Below are 26,722 nucleotides of genomic sequence, written 5' to 3' on the forward strand. Positions count from 1 at the left end.
AAGCGGTTTCTTTTTGGTTGGCATACATGCACCTCTTACTCATGTTATGCCCGAACACAAAATTTCTGACACCCTCGACCGGGCTGGCGCTCCAGTGCGACAGCACTCACAAAAAAAGGGCCACTTCGCAGCCCAACGGGAGCAAGCTCCCTCGCCACGGACGCACTCCAGTCATAAACAGTGAACACGCTTTTGCTTACTCGGCCATCTCAGCAAGACGGGTAGCCAGTCCTACAACCATACATACTCGGAAACACCAAGCCCATGGATCCCGGCTACGTTACCTTGCGCCTTTGCCTACAACTAAGCCAGAATCCGCCCGCTTGTGCGCCTTTGCCCGCCCCGGTAGCTTGGTTCCTGTCACTGCTCATCAGTGATCGGGTTTAGCGACCCGAAGGGTATGGACGCATCAGCACTCCTGATGTCGTTGCAGGTATTCATGGCTGCAACGGTTGCAATGGTGGCTGTGCGCGGGAGATCTTCGGATCTGCCGGGCTCCTGTACCCCCGGTTCGCTAACCTGCGTGCAGCCGCCACCCTTACTTGTTTAGCGACAAGTCATGGTGGCTCAGACAGGTACAGGAGTTTTACCATGTTCAAGGTCACCCCAAATCCACCGGAAACGGACCCCAGCTCCACCGGCCTCGATCCAAAAAAAGTCCAGGAAGCCACCGACCGGGCGCTGGATTACTACTTGAAGCCAAAGGAAGCCGACACTAAAAGCGATCCATCACCGGATCAGCTCTTCACCGTCGTCGAGGGCATCGACAATGAAACCCTGCTCGCCAACCTCAGCGAAAACCTGGCCTCGGCCAACGCCATGATCAACGACCTGACATTCGACCTCGAAGGATCACGCCGACGTGTGGCAATGGGTATTCTGCAGGTGATCGAACTGAGCGAACTGTTGGCGAATCGAGTGCTGGATAACATCGATCCGCGCTAGCGAGCGCCGACTGTTTTTTTGTTCTCTGTATCGGTTTCCTCGCTAAGAAACGGAAACCGATTGACGAGCCTACCAATCTTCTCTAGATTTATCCCGTCGAAGCGACTGACCAGATGAGATAGAGCGCTTCCCAGCGGCGAAGCCGTAACCGCGCAAGGCGGTTCGTAAGTGGTGTCTGGATCTGCTTTACCGAACACGAAAAAGACGCCCATGGCGTCTTTTTTCGTTTCTGCCCTTAACGCTGGGTCGATGTCGGCTGGCGCATATGGATCTTGCCGCACAGCAATATAAAGCCCATTCGGCCCAGTAACCTAGGCGGCTTCTCGGTCTGGTGATAAGCGCTTTCGATAACCAGATTCAGATCCTGAGGCTTATCAGCAGCAGCTCGACGTATTTCAAAGAACACATGATAGGGCCCGTTCGGGTCTATGATCGTTATTGAATATGCCCAGTTTCGCTGCGCAGCTGTTTCTCTTACCTTGACCTGAGGATGGTTCAGGCCCTGGATCACGGGCGGTAGCATCAGTGACAAGCGATAACGGATGGAACAGAACGAGCGCGGTCGTCCCGCTTGGTCAAAAATAATCTGCTCTCCTGCAGGGTGTGTGGCCTCGTTATAGCCCTGACTGAAACAGTGACTCGAAAAGGTCACGTGCACGCTCAACTCACGTCCCGCCAATGCGCTCTGAACAGAGAATGTGAACGGCTCAAGATGAGCGAAATCGTAAGTCTGACTCCCGATAGTCAACGGTGGAAAATAGGCGGTCAATGAGGTCTCCGTTCCGGCCGGCAAGACAACTTCCCCTGTTTTTTATGATCATTCTTAACCGTCTTGGTCTTCGCTCTGAACCATTACTTCGTCTGCGTAACGTTACTCAGGCCGGTGGGAAATCGAAACAGAATCCGTCACAGCGAATCGGGTAAATATCAACGAGTTATGTCTGGGCGCCAGAGAGATGCGATCGGGTTACATGTCAGTGAGGCGGATTGCATGGCAGCAGGGATATGGGGAATGGGCCGGCGCTGCCTTCTGCAAATAAGGTGAGCGTGGCAGCAGAATTTTCCCGGGCATGTGCGGCGGCAATTGTTTTGCCCTAGAAATGCCCTAATCCAAATCCTAGAAACGAAAAAGCCCCTGAAATGTTCAACCATTTCAGGGGCTTAGTCGTATTCAATAGTGGCGGAGAGATAGGGATTTGAACCCTAGGTACTGTTGCCAGTACAACGGATTTCGAATCCGTCCCGTTCGGCCACTCCGGCATCTCTCCAGTGGCGCGCATCATACCAGCACATTCGCCGGAAGCGAACCCCCGAGCGAAAATTTTTCTGTGCTATCAGATGTTTGCGTCGATTACAGCGGTACACCCAGACGCTGGGCGACTTCTTCGTAGGCTTCGATGACGTCACCGAGGCCTTGGCGGAAGCGGTCCTTGTCCATCTTCTTCTTGGTGTCCTTGTCCCACAGACGGCAGCCGTCCGGGCTGAACTCGTCGCCCAGGACGATGGAGCCGTCGCTGAACACGCCGAATTCAAGCTTGAAGTCCACCAGCAGCAGGCCGGCGTCGTCGAACAGTTTGGTCAGCACGTCGTTGACCTTCAGGGACAGCTCTTTCATGCGAGCCAATTGCTCGGCGGTGCCCCAACCGAACGCTACGACGTGGGATTCGTTGATGAACGGGTCGCCCTTGGCGTCGTCCTTCAGGAACAGTTCGAAGGTGTAGGGGTTGAGCTTCATGCCCTCTTCTACGCCCAGGCGCTTGACCAGGCTGCCGGCGGCGTAGTTACGCACGACGCACTCGACCGGAATCATGTCCAGCTTCTTGACCAGGCATTCGTTGTCGCCCAGCAGCTTGTCGAACTGGGTCGGCACGCCGGCGGCTTCGAGTTTCTGCATGATGAAGGCGTTGAACTTGTTGTTCACCATGCCCTTGCGGTCCAGTTGTTCGATGCGCTTGCCGTCGAACGCCGAAGTGTCGTTGCGAAACAGCAGGATCAAGCGGTCGGCGTCATCGGTCTTGTAAACCGACTTGGCTTTGCCGCGGTAGAGTTCTTCACGTTTTTCCATGATGGGCTCCGCTTGCTAAGTAGATGGGCTAGGCGATATATCGCCAGTCGAGCCCTGAATCTTGATCGGCCAGTTGCAGCCAGTCCGGGTCGCACCCGAGGGTGTCGACAAAACATTGCCGGGCCAGCTGCGGCAGGTTGTTCTTGCTGCTCAGATGGGCCAGGACGAGGTGTTGCAAGCCTTGCCAGCCCAACTCGGCCACCAGGAATGCCGCCTGGTGGTTGTTCAAATGTCCATGTTCCCCGCCGACCCGCTGCTTGAGGAAATACGGATAGTACCCTCGCGCCAGCATGTCGCGGCAATGGTTGGACTCGATCATCAACGCATCGAGGTCCCGGTAACTGTCCATGACCCTGTCGCAATAGGAGCCCAGGTCGGTCAGCAAGCCGAAGCGCCGCTCCCCGTCGCTGAACACGTATTGCGTGGGTTCGCGGGCATCGTGCGCCACGCTGACCACGCTGATGTCCAGGGCACCAATGCGCAATTGCTCGCCACCGGCGACGAAACCAGCCGGCTCGATGGGCTTGCGCAGGCCGCCCAGCGTTCCACGGCTGAGGAACACTGGCAGATTGTAGCGCCGAGACAGCAAACCCACGCCATGCACGTGGTCGGCATGTTCGTGGGTCACCAGTATCGCGCTCAGTTGCGCCGGGTGCACACCCAGGCGCAACAGGCGCTTCTCGGTTTCCCGCAGGGAGAAACCACAATCGACCAACACACAAGTATCGGCGCTGGCTACCAGCGTGCCGTTCCCCTGGCTACCGCTGCCGAGAACGGCAAAACGCATCGGATCAGCCCAGGTTGTCCTGAATCACGCTCAACACTTTGCGGGCCACATCGGCCGGCGCCACGGTATTGATGTTCTTCTCGACGGTCACCTGTACGCTGTCGCCCACCTTGCTCAGGCGAACCTGATAACGCTCGGCGCGGGCTTCGATTTCTTCCTTGTCCGGCTTGCCACCGAACAAGCTGCTGAAGAAACCTGGCTTCTCGTCTTTCTTCTCGGCTTTTTCAGCGAGGTTGATGTAGTACAGGCCCAGGCTGCGGTTGATGTCTTCAACTCGCCATTCGCCCTGCTCCAGCGCCCGGCCCACGCTTGACCAGGCACGGTCCAGGTCGGACCCGACGTTGAGCACCGGGTTGCCGCTGCCGTCTTCGCTCAGACTGACGCGACTCGGCGCATCGAAGTCGCGGGAGGCCAGCATCGAGACCGAACCACCCTGCTCCGCGGTGCGGCTCATGCTGGCGAGCATGTCGTCCACCAGGGCAGCGTCGAGGCCGGTGTTGACCGAACGGTTGGTGAACGCCACGTCGGCAGTGCTGCCGGCAGGGCGCTCGGCGCTGACCACGTAGATTTCACTGGTGTTGCGCTGCACGCCCGGCTCGATGCGCACCCGCACGCGGGTTTCGCTGTCGGCGGCGACACCGGCGGCGCTCAGGCGCTTGGCCATGGCGGCGGACAATTCATCGGAGCGCTGCCAGGTGGTGTTGAATTCGCCTGTTTGCGGGCGCTGCTCGTCCAGGCGGAAACCGTTGTCCTGGAAGAACTGGATCGCCACGGGCCAGACTTCGGCCGGTGGATGCTGGGCCATGACCCAGCTCGAATCGCCACTCTTTTGGAGCGTGTAGTCGCTGGCGTCGGCAATCGCCGACAGCGGTTGCGGACGCGGCACGACGTACTCGCCCTTGGCGGTGTCGTCGGCCACGTTGCGCGGGATCGGCAGCAGCGGGTCCAGGCGCTTGGCGACGTTGACATCTTGCGGCAATTGCATCGGTGCAGTCTGTTGCGCTTGCAGGTAGTCGCTACCACGGTCGCGGAAGTAACCCTCCGGTCCCCAGATCCATCCACAGCCGCTGGTGCTGGAGATGATCAAGGCAAGTGCGGAAAGTCCGGCCATTCGCTTCATGCGTTGTACTTCCTCGAATTAAACCAGGACGCCGGACTGGCGCATGGCCTGCCGCAGCGGTTCATGACAGGCCTTGCTCAACCAGGTGAGCGGCAGGCGGATACCTTGGTGCATCAGGCCCATCTCGACCAAAGCCCACTTCACCGGAATCGGGTTGGCTTCGATGAACAGGTCCTTGTGCAGCGGCATCAGTTTTTCGTTGATGGCCCGCGCGGTTTCGGCGTCGCCCCTGAGCGCAGCCTCGCACAGGTCGGCCATTTCGCGCGGAGCGACGTTGGCGGTGACGGAGATGTTGCCCTTGCCACCCAACAGGATCAGCTCGACCGCCGTCGGATCATCGCCGGACAGCACGATGAAGTCCTTGCTCACGCCATCGAGGATCGCCTTGGCGCGCTTCAGGTCGCCAGTGGCTTCCTTGATGCCGATGATGTTCGGGATGGTGGACAGGCGGATCACGGTCTCGGCCTGCATGTCACAGGAGGTGCGGCCAGGAACGTTATAGAGGATCTGCGGGATGTCGACCGCTTCGGCAATGTACTTGAAGTGCTGGTACAAGCCTTCCTGGGTCGGCTTGTTGTAGTAAGGAACGACCAGCAGGCAGGCGTCGGCACCGGCTTCCTTGGCATTGCGGGTCAGCTCGACGGCTTCACGGGTCGAGTTGGCGCCCGTGCCGGCGATGACCGGAATGCGACCGTTGACCTGCTTGACCACGGCCCGGATGACTTCGATGTGCTCATTGACGTCGAGGGTCGCCGACTCGCCCGTGGTGCCAACGGCGACAATGGCATGGGTGCCGTTTTCAAGGTGGAAGTCCACGAGTTTGCTGAGGCTGGCCCAGTCAAGATGCCCTTCTGCATCCATGGGTGTGACCAGTGCCACCATACTGCCCGCAATCATGAAACCGCTCCTGCCGGAAAAAGAGAGCGGTAATGGTACTGGCGCCAAGATGCTTGTACAAGCGAACTACCATTCCCCTTGGCGATGGTTTTCGCTACCCTTCAGACTTTGATCGGCATCGATAAGCTCATACGCCGGTTTCCAGCCTCCGTTTTCGTCGCCACAAGCCCCGATCCTGCGTTTGTCCGGGTGTATTCCCGCTCTCCCGGAAATGCAGCACAACCCCGGGAACAGGGCTTGAGCCGTTCGTTTTCCGGACCTGGCGCCGTGCCAAGCTGCAAATTGGTGCCGACCGCTCATCGCTTTAGGAATGCTGCATGTCCACCCCCACAGTCCGCGAACAATTCCTTGTTATCAGTGCCCTTGGCGCCAACCCAATGGAGCTGACTAACGTCCTGTGCCGCGCCAGCCACGAAAACCGCTGCGCTGTCGTGACTTCACGCCTGACCCGTCATGGCGAATGCTGTGCGCTCGTACTCGAGGTTTCCGGCAGTTGGGACGCCCTGGCCCGCCTGGAAGGCAGCCTGCCGATGCTGGCCAAGAAGTACGCCTTCACCGCCAACGTGGTACGCAGCGCCGCCCTGGAGAACCGTCCCCAGGCCCTGCCCTATGTGGCCTATGTCAGTTCGGCCTACCGTCCGGACATCATCAACGAGCTGTGCCAGTTCTTCATGGACCACCACGTCGAGCTGGAAAACCTGACCTGCGACACTTACCAGGCTCCACAGACCGGCGGCACCATGCTCAACGCCACCTTCACCGTGACGCTGCCGGCCGGCACCCAGATCAGTTGGCTGCGCGATCATTTCCTGGACTTCGCCGATGCGATGAACCTGGATGCCCTGATCGAACCGTGGCGCCCACAAAACCCAATGTAAGGAAGCGTTCATGGCCGTTGCCGTCGACCAACCGGTTACCGATTTCCAGGCTCCCGCCACCAGTGGGCAGACCATCAGCCTCGCCGCCCTCAGGGGCAAGCAGGTGGTGATCTATTTCTACCCCAAGGACAGCACGCCTGGCTGTACCACCGAAGGCCAGGGTTTTCGTGACCAGTATGCGCAGTTCCAGGCCGCCAATACCGAAGTGTTCGGCGTCTCCCGGGACAGCCTCAAGTCCCACGAGAACTTCAAGTGCAAACAGGAATTCCCGTTCGAACTGATCAGCGACAAGGACGAGGCCGTCTGCCAACTGTTCGACGTGATCAAGTTGAAAAAGCTCTATGGCAAGGAATACCTGGGCGTTGACCGCAGCACGTTCCTGATCGACAAGGACGGCGTGCTGCGCCAGGAATGGCGCGGCGTGAAGGTGCCGGGGCATGTGGACGCGGTGTTGGCGGCGGCCCAGGCATTGGAGAAGACCTGAAATCCTCCGTCGTCAATACTGGCGCCATCGTCGGAACCCTGCCCGGAGCGAGCTTGCTCCGGGCAGGGTTCCGACGATGAGACGATAAATCCCACTCTTATTACTCAAGCTACAACAACGGCGCCACAATCGGCTCCTTGCTCGGCCACGCATCCAGCACCGCCTTGATCAACGTCGCCAGGGGAATCGCAAAGAACACCCCCCAGAATCCCCACAGCCCGCCAAACAGCAGCACCGCGCAGATGATTGCCACCGGGTGCAGGTTCACCGCCTCGGAGAACAGCAACGGCACCAGCACGTTGCCATCGAGCGTCTGGATGATCCCGTAGACCGCCATCAGGTAAATGAACTGGTCGCTCCAGCCCCACTGGAACAGCGCAATCAACGCCACCGGCACGGTCACCACCACGGTGCCGACATAAGGCACCACCACCGAAATACCCACCAGCAATGCCAGCAGTGCGGCGTAGTTGAGTCCCAGGGCCACGAAGCCGATATACGTCACCGCTCCGCAAATGAAAATCTCGATGACCTTGCCGCGGATGTAGTTGGCAATCTGGAGATTCATTTCCTGGGCCACCCGGGTGATCAGCGTCCGCTCACGCGGCAGATAACCACTCACCCAACGTCCGATCATTTCCCGGTCCTTCAGGAAAAAGAACACCAGGATCGGCACCAGCACCAGGTAAATCATCATGTTGACCAACAGGGGCAGGCTGGACAGCGAAAACGTCAGCGCCCACTGGCCGAACTTGCCGATCTGGCCACGCAGCACTTCGATGGTCTGCAGCACCTGTTCATCGGACACCAGGTGTGGATAGCGCTCGGGCAAAAGCAGCAACAGGGACTGCCACTTGGCGAGCATCCCCGGCAATTCGTTGAACAAGGTCACCAACTGGTGCCAGAGCAACGGCACGACCACCACGATGAACACCACCAACAACCCCATGAACAAGGCGAACACCAACCCCACCGCCACGGTGCCCGGCAGGCGCAAACGCTCCAGCGTCGTGACCAGCCCTTGCATCAGGTACGCCAGCACCATGCCCGCCAGCACCGGTGCCAACATGCCTCCCAGGGTGAGCACGGCGGTAAAGGCCAGGAACAGCAGCACTGCCAGCACCACCGCCTCTTCGTCGGAGAAGTAGCGCTGGATCCAGTCGCGTAACACTTTGAACATTAAAAATCCTTAAGGGGAAGCCGTCGGTGATCAGGCTTTTTTCAGCCAATAGCGGTAGACGCCGTTATCGTCTTCTTCAAGCAGCAGCGTATGACCGGCCAATCGGGCAAAGGTGCGGAAGTCTCGCTGGGAACCCGCATCCGTGGCGGTCACCTTGAGCACAGCGCCGCTGGCCAGGCGATTGAGTTCCAGCTTGGCCTTGAGCAACGGCAGCGGACAGTTCAGGCCGCTGGCGTCCAGCTCGGCATCGTGGGCTACAGCATCGGACATTGTTTCACTCCGCAGCAGGTCATTGAGTGACCTAGAATATCTGGTCCCCGGCCTGGTGTCCGGATACATTAGAATCTTTGTCGACTAAGGCTTCGTGCATGACATTCCTGCGCCCTACCCTGCTGACGCTCGCCTGCCTGCTGGCCTCACCAGGCTTCGCCGACGACCTGCCGTCACTTGGCGACGCCAGCTCCGCCATTGTCTCGCCGGAACAGGAACACCAGTTGGGTCGCGCCTGGCTGGCCCTGCTGCGCAGCCAGGTTTCGCAGCTCAACGATCCGCAGCTCAAGGACTATGTTGAGTCCAGCGTCTACAAACTGGTGGAAACCAGCCAGGTCAACGACCGGCGACTGGAGTTCATCCTGATCAACAGTCCGCAGCTCAATGCCTTTGCCGCACCCGGCGGCATCGTCGGAGTCAACGGGGGCCTGTTTCTCAATGCACAGACCGAAGGCGAATACGCTTCGGTCATGGCCCACGAACTGGCGCACTTGTCGCAACGCCACTTCGCTCGCGGCGTGGAAGCCCAGCAGCGCATGCAGGTGCCCATGATGGCGGCACTGCTGACCGGCATCGTGCTCGCTGCCGCGGGTGGTGGTGACGCCGGGATCGCGGCGATTGCCGGGACCCAGGCCGCCGCGATCCAGGAACAACGGCGCTTCTCTCGCCAGAACGAACAGGAAGCCGACCGCATCGGCATCCAGAACCTGGAGAAGGCCGGCTACGACCCGCGCTCCATGCCGACCATGTTCGAACGCCTGATGCGCCAATACCGCTTCGACGCCCGGCCACCCGAATTCCTACTGACTCACCCGGTGACGGAATCGCGGATCGCCGATACCCGTAACCGTGCCGAACAGGCCAAGCCTGGCGGTATCGAAGACAGCATGCGCTATCAACTGATTCGCGCACGCGTACTGTTGACCTATGAAGAAACCCCGGGTCTGGGCGCCAAGCGCTTCCGCGCGCAATTGGATGAGAATCCGAAGAACGACGTGGCGCGCTATGGCCTGGCAATCGCCCAGATCAAGGGCGGCCAACTGAATGAAGCGCGAGAGAACCTCAAGCCGCTGCTGGCCAAATCGCCCAACGAAATCATCTATAACCTGGCCCAGGTGGACCTGGACATCACCAGCAACAAATTGGCCGACGCTCAATCGCGTGTGGACCGGATGCTGAGCCAGTACCCGGGCAACTACCCCCTCAACCAGGTGCGCGTCGACCTGCTGCTCAAGCAGAACCGCGCCGCCGACGCCGAGAAGGCCCTGGAAACCCTGCTCAAGAGCCGTCCGGACGATCCGGACGTTTGGTACATGGTGGCCGAGACCCGTGGCTTGTCGGGCAACATCATCGGCCTGCACCAGGCCCGTGCCGAATACTTCGCATTGGTGGGCGATTATCGCCAGGCCATCCAGCAACTGGATTTTGCCAAACGCCGCGCCGGCACCAACTTCCCGCTGTCATCACGCATCGATGCGCGGCAACGGGAGCTCATGGAGCAGGAGCGCATGGTCAAGGACATGATGGGCTGAGTAAGCGCCAGGTAATAAAAAACCGCCTCTCTGGAGGCGGTTTTTTATAGAGCCACTAACCGGTCATTCGGCCAGCTTGAAGGTGATGAAGCTTGCACGCCCCTGGCGCAGGACGCGCATCGACACCGAGCGATTCTTCGGCAATGCCTTGGCGATGTCGGTGAACTCCTTGGCCGAACCAATGGCCTGGTTGTTCAAGTGCGTGATGATGTCGCCAGGTTGCAAGCCGATCATGGCGGCAGGACCGTCCTGCACTTCCTTGATCACAACGCCGCCTGGCAGTTCCAGGGTACGTTTCTGTTCGTCGGTCAGTTCGACCACCGCCACACCGAGGCGGTTGCTGCTGCGCTCGACGTCGGATTTTGGCAGCGAATCCAACTCCTTGCTTTCTTCAGGAATGGCGCCGACAGTCAGCTCGACGTTCTTGCGCTTGCCTTCGCGGATCACTTCCAGATTGGCCTTGGCGCCCGCCTTGAGGGCTCCCACCAAGTGCGGCAGGTCGGCGGACATGACGATCGGCTGGCCATTGAGACTCAGGATCACATCACCCACTTGCAAGCCACCCTTGGCTGCCGGGCCACCGTCCTGGATCTGCGCCACCAGCGCACCGGCTGGCTTCTCCAGGCCGAACGACTCGGCCAGGTCCTTGTTCACTTCCTGGATGACCACGCCCAACCAGCCGCGACTGACCTTGCCCTCGCTTTTCAGTTGGCTGGAGACGTCCATGGCGACATCGATCGGAATCGCGAAAGACACGCCCATGAAGCCGCCCGAACGGGTGTAGATCTGGGAGTTGATCCCCACCACTTCGCCGGCGAGGTTGAACAGCGGGCCACCGGAGTTGCCCGGGTTGATCGGCACGTCGGTCTGGATGAACGGAACGTAGTTTTCGTTCGGCAGGCTACGGCCGATGGCGCTGACAATACCCTGGGTCACCGTATGGTCGAAGCCAAACGGCGAACCGATGGCGACCACCCACTGGCCGGCTTTCAGGTCCTGGGATTTGCCCAGCTTGAGCACCGGCAGATCCTTGCCCTCGATTTTCAACAGCGCCACGTCGGAACGCGGGTCGGTGCCGATCAGCTTGGCCTTGAGCTCACTGCGATCGGCCAGGCGGACCAGGATCTCGTCGGCGTCGGCAATCACGTGGTTGTTGGTCAGGATGTACCCGTCAGGCGAAATGATGAAGCCCGACCCCAACGATTGCGCTTCACGCTGGCGACCGCCACCGGGCGAACGTGGTTGCTGCGGCATCCCGCGCTCGAAGAACTCGCGCAGCATCGGCGGCAGGCCTTCCAGGTCGGGCATCTGCTGGTCCGATACACGACGATCCGGCAGCTTCTGGGTCGTACTGATGTTCACCACCGCGGGCGAGGCCTGCTCGACCAGTTGCGTGAAATCAGGCAACTCGACCGCCACCGCGGGAACGGCTTGGCCGAGCACCAGCACAGTGGCAAAAATGGAGAGATAGGTTTTCAAGCGTGGTATCGACATACGGCTCCCGTTACGACGAGCAGGGTTAAGCGATATGGATCAAGAAACACCGGGAAACGATACGCCGGTATTTTTGTTCCGGGAACAGACTAGGCCAGGGCCGAGCGGCTCTGACCTATAGAAAAAAAGCCGATTTTTTGCAAATGAAAATGCTGTCAGAAAGTTTCAGCATTTCGATCAAGCCCCGATGCCAGATGCCTTTCGCCCCATCGAATCACCCAAACGGCCCATTACTGAGCCGCCGTGACGTCGGAACGCATGGAGAGCGCAATCCGCTCCGCCGTGCCGATAGGAATCTCGCCAACCACCGTGACCATCATCTCGCCCTGCGGCGTCGTCAGTCGACGGGACACCGCCGCCGTCGGGCCGAGTTGCGTACGAGTGTCGGTGGCGCTCGCACCGTTCAGCGGCTCCAGGAAAACCGAGAAGCGAGCCAGGCCATCCTCGTACATGAGGCTATTGACCTCGGCCTTGGAGTCCGGATCCTTGCGCACGGCACTCGCGATCAGTTCGAAGCCCGGTGGCAGCCAGTCCGAGTGCCAGGCCGCTTTCGCCGTGACCGCTTTACTGGCATCCGGCGCGACCACCTTGCAATCGGCGCTGGCCTGCAGATCCTCGTCTGTCGGTGCGACGACATTCAAGCGCGTGAACTGGAATCGCTCTAGCAACTGGCCCTTGTCGTTGAGCAACAAAGACTTGAGCGGCAGGCCGGTTTCCTTGTCCACATGCAGCTCGAAGCCATAGCGATGCTGGTCCTTGGGTGTCAACGCAACAATGACCGCTTGACGCCCGGCCACGCGCGACTTGCCAATGACAGCAAGGTCATACCAGTTCTTGAGTTTTTGTGGATCGAGGGTGCGAGTGGTTCCGTCAGGCGTATTGCCCAGCCCCGCGATCAAGGAGCCGCTGACGCATTGAGTATGTCCATCAATGCGCAGGACTTCCTGTGCCGAGCCGTCAAGCTGGAGTAGCCGCTCACGGACCTTGCCATCCTGGACGCGATGCCAGATGTTATGAGTAGAAAAACTACCGTTGCGCTCGTAAACGAAAGTACCTTGAAAGCTCTGCTGCTGCTCGGCCTGGCCCAGACGACTCAACCAGTCCTGAGCTTCATCGGCATAGGCTGGGAGCACACACCAGCCACCCAGCAACAGCGTGAATAGAGGTATGGCGCGCAAAGGTTCCTTCCTTAACGGTTTTCCAGGCTGGCTGCACGGGCGTAAGGCAGTGCACTTTCAGTACCTTTCATGGCCGCCTGCTGGGCATGCTGGCGCAGATAGCTGGGCAGACGCTGGTCGTGCCAGCCTGGCTGGCCCTGCAGAACGCCGTTGACCATAGGGCCCGCGGTTTCCGAACCCTCGCTGTAGCCGGCCAGTACCGCCGGGCCCTTGACCTGTGGAGCGGCCAGGCTTGGCTGATTGGACTGCTGCGCCAACTGCACACCGGCAATCTCATCCTGGTTGTACAAACGCACGCCTGCCAACACGGCGACGGTGACCGAAGCGGCCACTGCCAGGCGACCGAGACTGCGCCATGGTCCGCGAGAAGCCTTCACCGGTGTCGCTTCGTCAGCCAATGCGGCAGAAACGGCCGCAGCGATATCCAGGCGCGGAAGCAACAGATCCTTGTGCATCACCGCCCGGGCAATCTGGTAACGAGCCCAGGTCTCGCGGGTTTCAACATCGTCGAAGGCATTGAGCACCCGACGCAATTCCAATTCGTCCGCTTCGTTATCCATCACTGCGGACAGCGATTCCTGCAGGGCTTCACGACTCATGGCGTTCCTCTCTTGGCTATCGCCGCTGTCTTTAGTTTTCCTGCAACAGCGGTTGCAGGGCTTTGTCGATGGCCTCCCGGGCGCGGAAGATCCGGGAGCGCACGGTACCCACCGGACACTGCATGACACTCGCAATGTCCTCGTAACTCAGACCGTCGAACTCACGTAAAGTTAAAGCCGTACGCAAATCTTCAGGCAATTGCTGGATGGTCCGATGGACAGTGCCCTCGATCTCATCCCGCAGCAATGCTCGCTCCGGTGATTCGAGATCCTTGAGGCCATGATCGCCATCGTAGAACTCGGCATCCTCCGAACTCACATCGCTATCCGGCGGCCGGCGGCCGCGTGAAACCAGATAGTTTTTCGCCGTGTTAATGGCGATGCGGTAAAGCCACGTGTAGAACGCGCTGTCCCCGCGAAAATTTCCCAGCGCCCGGAATGCCTTGATGAAGGCTTCCTGAGCGACATCCTGGGCTTCATGGGTGTCGTGCACGAAACGCACGATCAACCCGAGAATTTTGTGCTGGTATTTCAGCACTAGCAGATCGAACGCTCGCTTGTCGCCGCGTTGAACGCGCTCGACCAGCTGCTGATCCTCTTCCTGGGTTAGCATGAACACTCCTCGATAAGCTCGAAGGAGGCTTGCAGTACTAAACGACCGGGCTTGCAAACATAGACTCGGGCTTTTCGCAAAAGTTCTCCCCCTTTCAAGCAAGTTTCCGGCGCGCGCTGATCCTGGCACGCACGAAAAACGCAGCACGAGACACCCCGGCTGCGCGAATAATCTGTCACCGGGCCTGCGGGCGGATTTCCAACGAAATCCAGCACCAACCCGACTCTGCTCCCTTCTGCAGACAACCGTCTATTGAACGTAGGCGCTTGGCAAAAGTTCCCACTACTTGTAGCTCTTCGAAACGAATATTGAGCAACCGTGATGAGATAAACCGCGTTTTATCCTTGAAACGGCCATCTCATCGCCTGCCCGACAAAATCGTGATCCGACGAAGCGTCTCGCTTTTCTGTCACGCTGGTTTCACATTGCCATGAATGCCCGGCTATTGTGCCGCTCCCCCCCTCTATATACTAGTGGGCTGCATGGCTGCCTGACCCGTTGAAACGGATATCTCGCGCCCACCCCGACCCGGGTCGCCTTGAGCGGAAACTATTCGAATGAGCCAACAGTTCCAACACGATGTTCTGGTCATCGGCAGCGGCGCCGCCGGATTGAGCCTTGCCCTGACCTTGCCGGAGCACCTGCGCATTGCCGTTTTGAGCAAGGGTGACCTGGCCAACGGTTCGACCTTCTGGGCCCAAGGCGGCGTAGCGGCCGTCCTGGACGATACCGACACCATTGAATCCCATGTCGAAGACACCCTCAATGCCGGTGGTGGCTTGTGCGACCAGCAAGCGGTGCGCTTCACCGTCGAGCACAGCAGGGAAGCCATCCAGTGGCTGATCGACCAGGGCGTGCCGTTCACCCGTGACGAGCAATCGGCAACGGAAGACGGTGGCTTCGAGTTTCACCTGACCCGCGAAGGCGGCCATAGCCATCGGCGCATCATCCATGCGGCCGATGCTACCGGCGCGGCGATCTTCAAGACGCTGCTGGCCCAGGCACGCAAGCGGCCCAACATCGAACTGCTGGAACAGCGCGTCGCCATCGACCTGATCACCGAAAAACGCCTGGGCCTGGACGGCGATCGCTGCCTTGGCGCCTACGTGCTCAACCGAGGTACCGGCGAAGTCGACACCTATGGCGCGCGCTTCGTGATCCTGGCTTCCGGCGGTGCAGCCAAGGTCTACCTCTATACCAGCAACCCCGACGGCGCCTGTGGCGATGGCATTGCCATGGCCTGGCGTTCGGGCTGCCGGGTGGCGAACCTGGAGTTCAATCAGTTCCACCCCACCTGCCTGTATCACCCGCAGGCCAAGAGTTTCCTGGTGACCGAGGCCCTGCGCGGTGAAGGTGCCCACCTCAAGCTCCCCAATGGCGAGCGCTTCATGCCACGTTTCGACCCCCGGGCGGAACTGGCGCCGCGGGACATCGTCGCCCGGGCCATCGACCATGAAATGAAGCGCCTGGGCATCGATTGCGTCTACCTGGACATCAGCCACAAGCCAGCGGCATTCATCAAGAGTCATTTCCCGACGGTGTACGAACGCTGCCTGGAATTCTCCATCGACATTACCCGGGAACCGATTCCGGTGGTCCCGGCGGCCCATTACACCTGCGGCGGCGTGATGGTCGACCAACAGGGCCGCACCGACGTACCAGGCCTGTACGCGATCGGCGAAACCAGTTTCACCGGCCTGCACGGCGCCAACCGCATGGCCAGCAATTCGCTCCTGGAATGTTTCGTCTACGCTCGCTCGGCGGCAACGGACATTCTGGAACAACTGCCACAGGTCAGTGTTCCCGCCGCCCTGCCCTGCTGGGACGCCAGCCAGGTCACCGACTCGGACGAGGATGTGATCATTGCGCACAACTGGGACGAACTGCGGCGTTTCATGTGGGACTATGTCGGCATCGTGCGCACCAACAAGCGGCTGCAACGGGCTCAACACCGGGTGCGCTTGTTGCTGGATGAAATCGACGAGTTCTACAGCAACTACAAGGTCAGCCGAGACCTGATCGAGCTGCGCAACCTGGCGCAGGTGGCAGACCTCATGATCCGCTCCGCGATGGAACGCAAGGAATCACGGGGCCTGCACTACACTCTCGACTACCCTGAGACACTGAAGGAGGCTAAGGATACGATCCTTGTGCCGCCCTTGTGAGGCAGGTTTAGGGCACTGACGATAACAGCACTTGTGACACCAAGCTAACACTTTCTTTGCCCAGGAGAGCCTTGCTGCGGCGCTTTCCTGAGTAATCCGAAGGGGCATATGGGGGGAGTCCGTGCGCAAAGTTGCGATGAGATGGGGTCTCGGAATTTTGTCCCCATTTTTCAAAGCCCCATTTAGCAGGCCACAATACCCTACAAAAATAGTAAGGTATTCGAAAAGAAAGCCCCGAGGCCCTCATTAGGATCTCAGAGCTTCATCAGAAGGTATCCGCCGACTGCCGGCATGTGGATATGGATGGGTCTGTCAGAGCAGACTTTTAGGTCGGACGGCCCAAGGCTTTCCGAGGGCTCACTCCTTTCTTCATGCGAGTCGGGAAACTTGGATGGCTTCAAGCAGGCTTCGCACAGTAGTGATCGGAGGTATGTTGGAAGCCTGGGCCATCAATAATACTGCTGACCTGCATTACGCTGCCTCTTGGCTTCTGCGCGGAACTGACGGCTCACTTTCCGACGCTCCTTTTGCTCACGGCTCAACGTGCGGCCTCGGTTGAGGCTCCGTAGTATCTGGTTGCGTTCTTGGTTCTCATTGAGCATTCGCTCAAGGATCGAGGAGCTGTGCAGCCGACCGGAGTCATGCATGATCTTGGCGACTACTCGGGCTACCTCTGGGCTTTCAAGGATCGCCTCGAAGGCATCGAAGACCGTATCTTTGAATTCAGGAGACACCCAGGCGGCATACTCAATGACCGCCCTTTTGGTCGCCCAAGTTCCTCCAAGACGTCCCTGCTTACTATGCAAAAATTGCAGAGTTACCAGACGCTGCGCTTCCTTGGTTCGCCACTGACTTGGAGACTTGTTGGCATCCAATTTCAGGGCTTTCCATATCTCGATAAGGTCCCACTTGCCAGCATTGTTCGATTTGAATGGGTGACCTTCGATTATGACGATGTGCCCAGCGTGCTTATGAGTGATGTCGATGTTCATTTGTCGTTTTTCCTTTTGTTTGCCCCCTGCGTTCGCTCCCAATGACCGGCACACGGGCCCACGACAATGGGACCGGTATTGGCGCAAGGAGCAAACAGAAAGACCGTGTTCTTAGACTGCCCAGCGATGGACAAAGAGGTGACGAGAAGAGAATCGAAAGACCCAAGGAAATCAGGAATCGCGGTCTGACAAGACCCGTCCCAACTATGAGACCTCTCAGAGAGGAGAGTGGAACCTAAAGATACCTAAGAGATTTAATTGCTTGTTTCACAAGACAATTATTTGATTCCTCAGGAAATCTTTAAGTTCTTAAGCCCCCCCTGTTCTCGTGGTCAGTCCGAGCGCCCCCAATTCTCGAAAAGGCCCAAGGTCATCCGAAAAGGACACAGAGCGAAACACCACGATACGCCTGTCTGCCTTAGGCTCGGGCTCATCAGCTCCCGATTGTCCTCCGATTGTCCGACTTGGCTTGCCCGTGATGGCAGCGACTGGCGAAGAACAAGAAGGCGACCCGAGCGGGTCAGCAGAGGCCAACCTTGAGAGCTGGCATTGAGAAACTGAAGGGCCGCATGATGATCCATGCGGGCTTATCTTCGTGTATCCCTTAAAGTGAGGGTTTTTAAATCCCCTGTTGTCTGCCTGCAAAGCCTCCGGGTAATCTCGTGGACCGGATGACCGGATGACCGGATAGACAAGGAAGCACATGACATCTCTTGCCGAAGCTGTCACCGCGCTGGTGATGCTCTGGATGTTTGGGGCCATAGCTAAAGAAGCATGGTGGGACAAACGACCACAGATCGCGCGCAGGATTAAGGACGAAAAGCTGGGAAGAACTCTACGTTGCTTGGCTGAAGAAAGGGCGAAAGCCAGAACCCACTTCAGCTCGGGCTCGATGCCTGAGGACCTTTACCTAAGGAGACTGAAAGAGTTGCAGTCATGCGAGGAAATCGCTTGGCTGGATAGCCGATAGTTACCGCTTGATCTCCACGCCTTGAGACTCGGCAAGTTTCTGCATGAAGAACTGGGTGGCCGGATCGTTGGGGACGAACTGCTTGAGGGCGTTGTACATCCCTGTGCGGTGACCCTGAAGGTCATCCCTGCGATCTCCCCGGAGCAAATGGATTGCCCCGTTGGCAGCCTGGGCGCCGTTGCCGATCACACCCGCAGCCGGGATCTGTTCACCCACACGGCCCATGAAGCCGGTCATGAGGTCAGACTGAAGGGGACTGAACTTGATGGGCTTGTCCCCCTGCTTCTCCTTGGGTTCACGCGGAAGGATCGAGGTGCGCACCATCGCGGCCTGATCGTATCCAAAGGGGGCCGTGAAGAAGTTGAGGACACCCAGAGGCGCCCCTACGTGGGAGCTGCGGGAGATCCCTGCATACGCCAGCATTCCAGGGGTCATCGCTTTATCGAGGTACTCCTTGCGAGCCCGGTCGGGCATAGCCAAAGCATTTAACTGGACTCGCGCCACATAGTAGCCAGTAGCCAGACCGAGAGACACAAGGACCAGAAGGCCCTGGTCGAGTGCCTGTCCGTTGCGGGTGGCCTCTGCCCAGCCACGAATGACACGAGCATTGAGTGACTTCAGGACGAACCGTTTGAACTGAAGGGCCATGTCCCAATAGGCGCTCCCAGCCTTCATAGAGGCTGAGGACATCTTATGAGGTCGCAGCATTGTTTCATCAGCGATCCGGTCCCCAAGGCGCCACAGGTCCATCGAGCGGGTATCAGCGGCCAGCTTCTCGGCGTTCTCAATGCGCCACTTGCCGGACTCTGGGTCCTGCCTGAAGTGCTTCTTGATGAGCGACTGAATGCCCTTGAATTGCTCAGGGGTAATGGACGCCGAACGGAGCCTCTCCGGGCTGTAGAGGGTCGAGGCCGTCTTGTTCAGGGTATGGTCGATGAGGTCAACCATGAGGCCCTGACGGCCAGCGTCCAGGATGTAGTTACCGGACTCACGGAGGAGCCAAGTAAACGGGGACCTTGCGGCCACTTCGCCTGTAGCCCACTTGATGGACCCTGCTACCTGGGAAGCTGCAAGGCTGCTGGTCTGCCGAAGGCGATCCACAATGTCCTGGCGGGTTGGACGCAAGATGTCATCCAGTTCTCGCCCGAAGATCAAGCCGTGCATCTGCTTGATATCCGCAGGCTCCAGCTTCTCCTTGGCTGTCGCCCAGCGCTTGAGCACAGGGATGCCCTTGAGGAGCATCTTCTGGTGACCCTTGACGATGATACTGGCTGCCTCGGTGAAGTTCTGGATGCCCATATAGGCGTTCTTGGTCGTGAACCCAATGTCGTTCAAGGACCGCGCAACCGTGGCCCAGGCGTCATCAGGATCTCTACGAGCCCGACCTGTGAACATCTTCAAGGCTTCCATGAGTGCATTGGATTCAATCGCTAAATCTGAGTCGAGCGACTCGCCTTTGCCCCGCATCTTGGTAGCCATGTCCTTAATCTGCTTCGTGGTCTTCCCAGTGCCGCCCATCAGGGCCACGTCACCGTTAACCCTGCGGTCGTACTGAGGGACCACTCGCATGATGTCGAACTCACGGAGATCGTTCACGGAAAACAGGGAGCCGTCCGGGAGGTTGATCTCCACGTCCGAATCGAACAGGTTCCTGGCTTCGAGGTAGTCGTTGTTCTCAATGCCAACCCAGTCGTCCAAGTGTTCATCCAAGAGGGAGCTACGGTTGAACTGCTCGGTCTGAGCGATACCCTTGGCCTTGTCGTTAGCGTACTTGGCGACCGCCTCACGGATGGCCTCAGGTGTCATTGGGGTTTCCCCGGCTCGCTCTTGGATCATCTTATCGACCCGAGCACGGACCTCAGGGCGCTTCATGTAGCTCGCCAGCCAGGACCGTGAGATCGCTTCCTGAAGGGCCTCCCCGCTGCCCAGGCGCCGGATCATTTCCTGCTTCGCGGCTGTGCTGTAGCGTTGCGGGTAGTAGGAACCAGCGTGACGGGTTTCTTCGAGAAGACTCTTGGCACTCAAGTTGCCGAACTGCCCAGGGTTCTCGATGTAGTCCCATTTCTGCGTCATATGGTCCCGCAGCTCATTGAGAAGCTGGGTCTCCGCAGGGGTCAGCTTGACCTTACTTGCGCCGTTGGACTCCATGGCCTCAACGATTCGACGGCTTGCGGTCTCCCGCTTACCTGCTGAAGTTCCATCCTGGGCTCGCCAGTAAGGATCCTTCAGGATCTCATCGAACCGCTCAGAGAACGCATTGTGGGCCACATTGTCCTGGGACCGAAGGCGCTCAACGATGTCCGAGGCGGTAGCCCCGAACTTGCCATTGGAGCCGGTCTGGTAGCCCGTGGTGGACCTGAAGAGATCGTAGGCCAACCCACGGATCTCAGGGTTTTCCGAGTACGCAAGCTTGAATCCAATCTCCGTTTCCCCGCCCAGCTTGAACCCAGGGTTGGCCCGGTTGCCGAATGGGTCGAGGTCCTTGAAGGTCTCCAGGGTCTTGGGGTTGATCGGGTTGCCACCACTCAGGATCGAACCTTCAGCAGTGCGGGCAGCCTCGGGATCGAAAGGAACATCCATGTAGCGCCCTGCCGGGCTCTCCTTGATCTCCTCGCCATCCCGGAAGGGCATCCCTGATGGATCCTCACCGTCCGCCAAGCGCGCAGCCTCACGCATCTGAAGCCGTCGAATGGATCCCTTGAGCGGTGCCTCTGGATTGGGTAACTGCAACTGGCCGAGCATGCCTTCCAGGGAGTCCGCCTCAAGCCGAGGAAGATCGTGGGCTATGCCCGTGGGTCCACCTTCCGGGCCCAGGAGTTCACCCTCAAGCGGCCCTGGGCCATCCCAAGAGTTCCTTGCCGGTCGGGCCCCGAGGAGCCCATTGAGGACTCCACCGAACGCCGCACCACCAGCAATTGCCATCCCCAGGTGTTCCTCCCGGCCCGAAGCCTTAGCGGCACCGTGCTCCGAAAGACCACCCAAGGCGCCACCGGCCAACGCACCGCCAGCCAAGCGGGCCCCAAGGTTCCCTGCTGCGGCCTTACCTGGGGACACGTAGCTCCAGGGGTCGAGGGGAATGCCAGCAGCACCACCCAATAGCTGGGCCCCTAAGCCCGCCCCTTCGGCCTGAGCGGATAGCTCTTGGTTTCGGAGGGCCAGCGCGACGTTACTCTCGAAGTCCTGCTTGCGGCCCCGAAGGACCACATCGTAGAACTGAGGGTCAAGCTTCGAGTTCCTGAGGTTCTCGTAGTCGGACTCCTCCCAGCGCTCCAGACGACCACCTTCGAAGGGGTCGTTAAACACATCCCGAGCCATCTGATAAGCCGACATGAAGTCTGCATCCTGGGCGCCTTGGGAGGCTGCTCGGATCATCACGCCAATCTGGGAGTTCTGGATAGCCTCATCGGCGGTCTCGCCCAGCTTGTAGAACAGCTTATCCGGGTCGGTCTCTTCGGTCTTGCCGGTGGTAGCGTACAGCTCCTGGGCAAAGGTTGGGGCCTTAGGAGCGACGTCCTTGCCCTGAAAACCGAAGGAGGCAAGGGTATCCGGGACGTTCCCCGGAGTCGCCTTAGGTTGAGCCTCCAGTCCAGCGGGAGCCTCAAACCCGCCTGCTGGCTTTACGAAACCATCCAGCTCGGCCTTCTTGCCGGTGTTGGTCACGTCCATGAGCTTGCGCATGTAGTTCAAGCCTTCCTCGCTGACCCCGGAGAAGTCCCCACGGTCATACGCTTGGAGCTGGGGAGAACCTTTCGGTCCTGCCCCTTGGTTGTACATCAGGAGGGCCTTGAGCTGATCGCCACCGGCCATCTTGATATTGTCCTTCATGTGCCGAGCGGCAGCCTCGATGGACTTAGCGGGATCGAAAAAATCCTCGTCGTGCTCCAGGCCATACGCCAACCCAGTGGCTCGGGTCATCTGTGCGAGACCACGGGGGCCGGTGGGGCTCACCGCTTTGGGGTTGAAGGAGGACTCCAGGAAAATTTGCTTGTGTAGGAGATCGTAAGGAACCCCTTGTTGCTCCGAGGCGGCCTGAATGAGCGAGTCATACGGTCCACCCTCGGCCTTGATCTTGTCGTAGTCGCGGAGTTGTTGCATGTCGTGGCCCTCAATGGTTGTGTGTCTTCTTTCCAGTGAGGGCTTTTACTTGGGACTCTCATAAGTGAGTGTTTCTGCAAGCCTCGGAGAGGGCCTTGGTGAAGCGATCCGGCAAACCAATAGCAAAAACCTCAGGTGCCATCCAGAACGTGCGTTGCAACGCATTCTGGCCCGCGAGGTTTTTTGGTTACTTGGAAGAAAATTCAGGCAGGAATATCTAAAAGATGGCTTTTCAGTCAGCATATGGCGCTTATGCCAAACAATTGATGAACTTTGCGCGCTTCATGACCCGTTCCGATGCGATCTGGTCAAGGTAAGGCTCAGCCAGTTCAATATAGAGGCGCTTTTGGAAACCAGCAGGATCACACACTGCGACTGCCGCCTGCCCCTCGTATGGGCTGGGCTCTGGGGTCGCTTTGAGTGAGGAGTTTTGGAGCCCTGCTATGACATCCTTGAGACTGCGGACCTCCCCGGTCAGCTCAGCGAGGGCCTGATGTAGCGCTGCGAACTCCCCGGAGAACTGAAGGGCCTCGGGTGTCTCGCTCTCGTTGACGTTGTAGGAGCCAGTCTTTCGGATAGCTGGGAGGACCTCTTCGGTGACCCACTTACGGAATGGCTCGGACTGCGGAGCGTGGCCCCGAAGGAGCATTTGGTAGGTGTCAGGCTCAGTCAACAAGCTCGTCGTCGAATGGAAGGCGCGCCCATTCTCAGCCTTGGGAATATCCTGTACATGATCTGTGTACGGGACGAACACCTCTCCAATAGAGAGCCTAACCTTGCAGTGCTTACTGGCCTTGAAGTTACCAACTGTTGATCGGTGATTTACCAATCCCGCAGCCCTTGCAACCTGTGTGGCGATGAACAGAATGTCATGCTCAGGATGCCCTATCAGGATGTCCAAATCGACGCCCATAAAGCTCTGCTTAACAAACTTCATACAGCTACCTCGATCCGGCCCACGATATCGGACAGCTTGTAGATGTAGATGAGGGAGCCGAGGTTGACTGTGAGCGTCCCTGAAGCCCCGGTGTCAATGCTGTAGGTCAGCACCTCATTACCGCTCGGTGCATGGAAGGTGGACTTGGGTGCGTCTGACTGAGGCACCGTACAGAAGAACTTGATCGACCGAGCAGAGGTTGCTTTCTGGTACTTTTGCCGCTTGGATCTTTGGTTAGGTCTATCAAGCCCTGATAGCCCTTGCGCGTCGGTCGGCAGACTAACCGAGGGAATATCGATCAGTGTTGCTATTCCACTCCCAGCACCATGGGACCGCCGCGCCTGAGTGCCCCATGTGGCCGGGGCTTTCAAACCCGCCGCCCTTGCGCTCCATGTAGCAATGAACAGAACGTCGTGCGCTGGATGCCCAGCCCAAAGCATCTTAGGGAGACTGGCCGATAATTTATCAGTCAATGTCGAAAGCGATACCCCGCACCTGTGGTATTTGCGCGAATAGGCTACCGACGTGAAAGAGGCCGCAGGCTTCTGGGCGGCCCCTACACGAATCATGTAGGGCAAAGATACAATTTTCTTGTATCTCTTGGATCGTTCGGCAGACCTACCCAGCCTTGGGCAAACAAAAGGGCCATCCGTTAAGGCCGACCCTTCGTTTTAAACAATCAGGTAGTAACTATTTGCAGCTCTGGACGGGACTTGGCGCGACCATTCAGAATAACTCAGGAGGCGTTCTTCTCGCCCCATCGCCATGTTCCCACAAGATCTGCGGGCCACCTGCCGAACCGTTGATACTCCGAACGCGCCATCTCCTCACGCACTGTGAGACGCTGAAGATCATCTGCCATTTTCAGCATGCGGATTACCCACGGCATATACCCAATGCCTGCGGGGACGATGCCAGCCTTCAAACCAACAGGCTTCTCTACGGCATGCAAGCGATAGCCGTAGACATCGAACGGAAAGGAAGTTACAGCGCGGACAGTTGTCGGGAGTTGGACAAGTGCGTTCATGGTTGGCCTCGTTACATTAGCGTTATGTTGGGTCGTTAGGCTTCGGGAAATTGGTTGTCCGACTTCTCAAATACTTTCCTTAGAACATCTGCCAGTCTCTCAACGCTCACCCGCTGCCCTCCCCCGTAAAGGTCAAATGTAATCGACTGCGAACTATGCCCAAGGATGCCTTGAGCCGTAGTCAATTGAACTTCATGCTCCTTCAGCAACGATGCCAACGAATGGCGCAAAGAGTGGAACGTCAGGGACCCACCCGCCTTGGTCTGGAGGACCTTTCGGATCACTGCCGCAAGGGCCTGACCGACATATTCAGACCTGACATTGAATATACGGCCATCCTTAGGTGCCCCATTGATAAATCCCAGGAAGGCCCCCAAGTCGAACCCGTATGCGCCATCGATAAGGGGCACGACACGTACGGAATGCTTGTTCTTCAGTGATTTACCGTCATCGGTGTTGAGATCAATAACCCAGGTGGAACCAATCTCACGGACATCAGCATTGCGGAGCTGGCTGATTTCATTGAGGCGCGCTCCAGTTATCACGGCCAGACTCAAGGCCCAACGCTCCCAGGAGGACACGGGGAGACCATTGACATACGCCATGAGCTGACGCACCTGCTCCTGGGTAAATGCCTCTCGGCTACTCTCAGAACCCCTTGCGATCTTCAGTTTCTTGTCGAAGGTTTTCTCCAGATAGCCGTTATTCACTCCCCAGGCCAGAACCGTGGAAAGACGGGTTAGGAGTTTATTGACGGTCGAAACCTTACGACCTTCACCCAGCTTGCCCCGCATGCCTATTAGGTCTGCCCTGGTGTGCCTTCTCAAGTCCAATGGGCCCAATGCATCGACCAACTGGCGGCAAGAAGTCTTGATGTCTTTCAAGGTGCTATCCCGGAGACTGCTTTCTTGTTCCGCCATGTAGAGGCCCGCAAGGGCTTCAAACGTCAATGCAGGCTCGCCCTTCGAGCGACGGCTATTAGTGCGATCTTTGGAGGCACCTACAGATAGGGACAGGGAATCAAGACCCTCCCTATGAGAGGTAAGCGGCCTATTCATTTCATCTATGAGCCCCACAAGGCCCCTGGGGTCCCCCAATACACGATCCTGAGCTGCGCGCATTATCTGACGGCTCAAGGTGACCGCCTGGGCCTGCGCATGGGTTAACGCTGAAGTGACCGCAATACGGTAGAGGTCCTCTTGGACATCCGAGTAGACCAGCCCCATTGAATCCATGCGCTCCCACTCCGTAGGGGTCGCCAGGATGTCCTCCGCGATGTCCTTGAGGTGATCTCGCAGCTCCTCCCAAGTGGCCTCAGGCCTGTCGAGGTGAAACCGTCTCAGGGTGGTCTGTATCTGCTTACTTAGAGCCATTGCCTTGGGTCTGTCCGATGTCCGTAGTGAAAGCGTGTAGCTTAAAGCGTTCGAGCCTTTCGGTCTGACTCGAAGGTAATAGATTCCTGCTCGACGATAATGCCAAGGCTTGGAGAGCTGAATTTTGAACGGGGTTCTTGCAGGTGCGGCGGCTGATGGTTGAAGCATGGGCTGTAACCCTTCTGTTACTTGGGTTTGAGCCTCACAAGTGCAGCGTCCTACAGCAACTACAAGGTCAGCCGAGACCTGATCGAGCTGCGCAACCTGGCGCAGGTGGCCGAACTGATGATCCGCTCGGCCATGGAGCGCAAGGAAAGCCGGGGCCTGCATTACACCCTCGACTACCCGGGCCTGCTGCCCGAGGCCCTTGACACTATTCTGGTGCCGCCCACCTACGCCGGCTGAATCTGAGCCGCACCCGCAGGCGCCGATGAACATCCGGCGCCAGCGCGTCGCGGGGCACGCACAGCGAGCGGACCCGTCGCTCACCGGACAGGCGAAAGCGCAACACGATGATCAAGGGCAGCGCCAGGCTGTCAGGACGCAGTTGCACCGTTTGCCAGCCCCCGCCGTTGTTCAACAACTGCCAGCCCTTGGCATCGCGACGTAACCCGCAGAACGCCTGGCGATGGGTCAGCAATATCTGGCGCGGTATCGTCCAGGCACCATGGACCAAGCAAAGGGCAACGCCCAGCACTGCGAGCCAGGAAGGAACGGCCAATGCCAACAACACCACCAGGGCGAGCCCCTGGGCCAGAAGATAGGCCGCCAGCAGTTGCCCGGAGGCTTGCCAGCGGCATTCGAAGCGATTACTTGGGCTGGACACGGTCCAGGATCATCCGGACCATGCGCTGTAGCTCAGGGTCTTCGGATTCGCTGCGCTCCATGAACCAGCCGAACATGTCCTGGTCTTCGCACTCAAGCAGGCGCACGTAGCACGCACGGTCCACTTCATTCAGATGGGGGTAGACCTCTTTCACGAATGGCACCAGCAACACGTCCAGCTCAAGCATGCCGCGGCGGCTGTGCCAGTAGAGGCGATTCAGTTCAACATCTTCGACCATGGAGCGCTCCTCAAATAGAGCGCAAGTATACAGCCCCAGCCGCGGCGCAACAGACCG

Annotated in this window: 23 protein-coding genes, 1 tRNA gene and 1 pseudogene; 6 read left to right on the forward strand and 19 right to left on the reverse strand. The window is 58.6% G+C overall.

From position 1 onward, the window contains the following. Nucleotides 1–591: 591 nt before the first annotated feature. Nucleotides 592–945 (forward strand): DUF6124 family protein, encoded by a 354-nt coding sequence (locus tag N4Q37_RS26085; protein WP_260963073.1) that lies wholly within the window; start codon nucleotides 592–594, stop codon nucleotides 943–945. 235 nt (nucleotides 946–1,180) lie between these two features. Here the strand turns inward: N4Q37_RS26085 and N4Q37_RS26090 are convergent, their stop codons facing one another. From N4Q37_RS26090 to dapA, 6 genes are all read right to left on the reverse strand, one after another. Continuing rightward, the gene (locus N4Q37_RS26090; RefSeq protein ID WP_260963074.1) at nucleotides 1,181–1,714 is read right to left on the reverse strand and encodes a hypothetical protein; all 534 of its coding nucleotides are present in this window, start codon (nucleotides 1,712–1,714) and stop codon (nucleotides 1,181–1,183) included. Nucleotides 1,715–2,123: 409 nt separating this feature from the next. Further along, a tRNA-Ser gene (locus N4Q37_RS26095) sits at nucleotides 2,124–2,213 on the reverse strand. A gap of 83 nt (nucleotides 2,214–2,296) precedes the next feature. Continuing rightward, nucleotides 2,297–3,010, reverse strand: a complete 714-nt coding sequence (purC, locus tag N4Q37_RS26100; protein WP_030141208.1) for a phosphoribosylaminoimidazolesuccinocarboxamide synthase — start codon at nucleotides 3,008–3,010, stop codon at nucleotides 2,297–2,299. Nucleotides 3,011–3,038: 28 nt separating this feature from the next. Next, a complete protein-coding gene (locus tag N4Q37_RS26105; RefSeq protein ID WP_260963075.1) occupies nucleotides 3,039–3,797 on the reverse strand; it encodes an MBL fold metallo-hydrolase in 759 nt (252 codons plus the stop codon). 4 nt (nucleotides 3,798–3,801) lie between these two features. Beyond that, complete coding sequence (gene bamC, locus N4Q37_RS26110) at nucleotides 3,802–4,917, reverse strand: outer membrane protein assembly factor BamC (RefSeq protein ID WP_260963076.1); 1,116 nt, start codon at nucleotides 4,915–4,917, stop codon at nucleotides 3,802–3,804. 18 nt (nucleotides 4,918–4,935) lie between these two features. Next, a complete protein-coding gene (dapA, locus tag N4Q37_RS26115) occupies nucleotides 4,936–5,814 on the reverse strand; it encodes a 4-hydroxy-tetrahydrodipicolinate synthase (RefSeq protein WP_260963077.1) in 879 nt (292 codons plus the stop codon). Nucleotides 5,815–6,131: 317 nt separating this feature from the next. On the opposite strand from dapA, the gene N4Q37_RS26120 reads away from it, so the two are divergent. Both N4Q37_RS26120 and N4Q37_RS26125 read left to right on the forward strand, forming a co-directional pair. Continuing rightward, nucleotides 6,132–6,692 (forward strand): glycine cleavage system protein R, encoded by a 561-nt coding sequence (locus N4Q37_RS26120; protein ID WP_260963078.1) that lies wholly within the window; start codon nucleotides 6,132–6,134, stop codon nucleotides 6,690–6,692. 10 nt (nucleotides 6,693–6,702) lie between these two features. Next, nucleotides 6,703–7,176, forward strand: a complete 474-nt coding sequence (locus N4Q37_RS26125) for a peroxiredoxin (RefSeq protein ID WP_260963079.1) — start codon at nucleotides 6,703–6,705, stop codon at nucleotides 7,174–7,176. Between the two features lie 109 nt (nucleotides 7,177–7,285). Here the strand turns inward: N4Q37_RS26125 and N4Q37_RS26130 are convergent, their stop codons facing one another. Then, entirely contained in the window at nucleotides 7,286–8,356 is a 1,071-nt protein-coding gene (locus tag N4Q37_RS26130; protein WP_260963080.1) for an AI-2E family transporter, read from the reverse strand. 30 nt (nucleotides 8,357–8,386) lie between these two features. Beyond that, complete coding sequence (locus tag N4Q37_RS26135) at nucleotides 8,387–8,626, reverse strand: sulfurtransferase TusA family protein (protein WP_260963081.1); 240 nt, start codon at nucleotides 8,624–8,626, stop codon at nucleotides 8,387–8,389. Between the two features lie 98 nt (nucleotides 8,627–8,724). On the opposite strand from N4Q37_RS26135, the gene N4Q37_RS26140 reads away from it, so the two are divergent. After that, nucleotides 8,725–10,158, forward strand: a complete 1,434-nt coding sequence (locus N4Q37_RS26140; protein ID WP_260963082.1) for a M48 family metalloprotease — start codon at nucleotides 8,725–8,727, stop codon at nucleotides 10,156–10,158. 63 nt (nucleotides 10,159–10,221) lie between these two features. On the opposite strand, the gene N4Q37_RS26145 is transcribed toward N4Q37_RS26140, so the two are convergent. From N4Q37_RS26145 to rpoE, 4 genes are all read right to left on the reverse strand, one after another. Beyond that, the gene (locus N4Q37_RS26145) at nucleotides 10,222–11,652 is read right to left on the reverse strand and encodes a DegQ family serine endoprotease (protein WP_260963083.1); all 1,431 of its coding nucleotides are present in this window, start codon (nucleotides 11,650–11,652) and stop codon (nucleotides 10,222–10,224) included. Nucleotides 11,653–11,882: 230 nt separating this feature from the next. Continuing rightward, on the reverse strand, nucleotides 11,883–12,830 hold the full coding sequence (locus N4Q37_RS26150; protein WP_260963084.1) for a MucB/RseB C-terminal domain-containing protein: 948 nt from the start codon (nucleotides 12,828–12,830) through the stop codon (nucleotides 11,883–11,885). Between the two features lie 11 nt (nucleotides 12,831–12,841). Then, nucleotides 12,842–13,429, reverse strand: a complete 588-nt coding sequence (locus N4Q37_RS26155) for a sigma-E factor negative regulatory protein (protein ID WP_260963085.1) — start codon at nucleotides 13,427–13,429, stop codon at nucleotides 12,842–12,844. A 31-nt stretch (nucleotides 13,430–13,460) separates the two neighbouring features. Continuing rightward, entirely contained in the window at nucleotides 13,461–14,042 is a 582-nt protein-coding gene (gene rpoE / locus N4Q37_RS26160; protein ID WP_085585129.1) for an RNA polymerase sigma factor RpoE, read from the reverse strand. 557 nt (nucleotides 14,043–14,599) lie between these two features. Here rpoE and nadB point away from each other — a divergent pair. Then, the gene (gene nadB, locus N4Q37_RS26165; RefSeq protein WP_260963086.1) at nucleotides 14,600–16,207 is read left to right on the forward strand and encodes an L-aspartate oxidase; all 1,608 of its coding nucleotides are present in this window, start codon (nucleotides 14,600–14,602) and stop codon (nucleotides 16,205–16,207) included. A gap of 449 nt (nucleotides 16,208–16,656) precedes the next feature. On the opposite strand, the gene N4Q37_RS26170 is transcribed toward nadB, so the two are convergent. From N4Q37_RS26170 to N4Q37_RS26190, 5 genes are all read right to left on the reverse strand, one after another. Further along, on the reverse strand, nucleotides 16,657–17,199 hold the full coding sequence (locus N4Q37_RS26170) for a KilA-N domain-containing protein (protein ID WP_260963087.1): 543 nt from the start codon (nucleotides 17,197–17,199) through the stop codon (nucleotides 16,657–16,659). Between the two features lie 970 nt (nucleotides 17,200–18,169). Continuing rightward, complete coding sequence (locus N4Q37_RS26175) at nucleotides 18,170–22,264, reverse strand: transglycosylase SLT domain-containing protein (RefSeq protein WP_260963088.1); 4,095 nt, start codon at nucleotides 22,262–22,264, stop codon at nucleotides 18,170–18,172. Nucleotides 22,265–22,514: 250 nt separating this feature from the next. Continuing rightward, nucleotides 22,515–23,201, reverse strand: a complete 687-nt coding sequence (locus N4Q37_RS26180; protein ID WP_260963089.1) for a BRO-N domain-containing protein — start codon at nucleotides 23,199–23,201, stop codon at nucleotides 22,515–22,517. A 736-nt stretch (nucleotides 23,202–23,937) separates the two neighbouring features. Further along, nucleotides 23,938–24,228, reverse strand: a complete 291-nt coding sequence (locus tag N4Q37_RS26185; protein ID WP_260963090.1) for a hypothetical protein — start codon at nucleotides 24,226–24,228, stop codon at nucleotides 23,938–23,940. Nucleotides 24,229–24,263: 35 nt separating this feature from the next. Next, nucleotides 24,264–25,769, reverse strand: a complete 1,506-nt coding sequence (locus N4Q37_RS26190; RefSeq protein ID WP_260963091.1) for a tyrosine-type recombinase/integrase — start codon at nucleotides 25,767–25,769, stop codon at nucleotides 24,264–24,266. Nucleotides 25,770–25,820: 51 nt separating this feature from the next. On the opposite strand from N4Q37_RS26190, the pseudogene N4Q37_RS26195 reads away from it, so the two are divergent. Next, nucleotides 25,821–26,006, forward strand: a pseudogene (locus N4Q37_RS26195) (L-aspartate oxidase); the annotation flags it as partial. Here the strand turns inward: N4Q37_RS26195 and N4Q37_RS26200 are convergent. Both N4Q37_RS26200 and N4Q37_RS26205 read right to left on the reverse strand, forming a co-directional pair. Further along, nucleotides 25,975–26,427, reverse strand: coding sequence for a protein YgfX (locus N4Q37_RS26200; protein ID WP_260963092.1), 453 nt, complete (start codon nucleotides 26,425–26,427; stop codon nucleotides 25,975–25,977). The pseudogene N4Q37_RS26195 and the gene N4Q37_RS26200 overlap by 32 nt on opposite strands. Next, nucleotides 26,411–26,665: an FAD assembly factor SdhE gene (locus tag N4Q37_RS26205; RefSeq protein WP_003184348.1), complete on the reverse strand. Its 255-nt coding sequence runs from the start codon at nucleotides 26,663–26,665 to the stop codon at nucleotides 26,411–26,413. The genes N4Q37_RS26200 and N4Q37_RS26205 overlap by 17 nt, the downstream gene beginning before the upstream one ends. Between the last annotated feature and the right edge of the window lie 57 nt (nucleotides 26,666–26,722).

It is taken from the genome of Pseudomonas citri (genome assembly GCF_025336485.1).
Lineage (GTDB): Bacteria > Pseudomonadota > Gammaproteobacteria > Pseudomonadales > Pseudomonadaceae > Aquipseudomonas > Aquipseudomonas citri.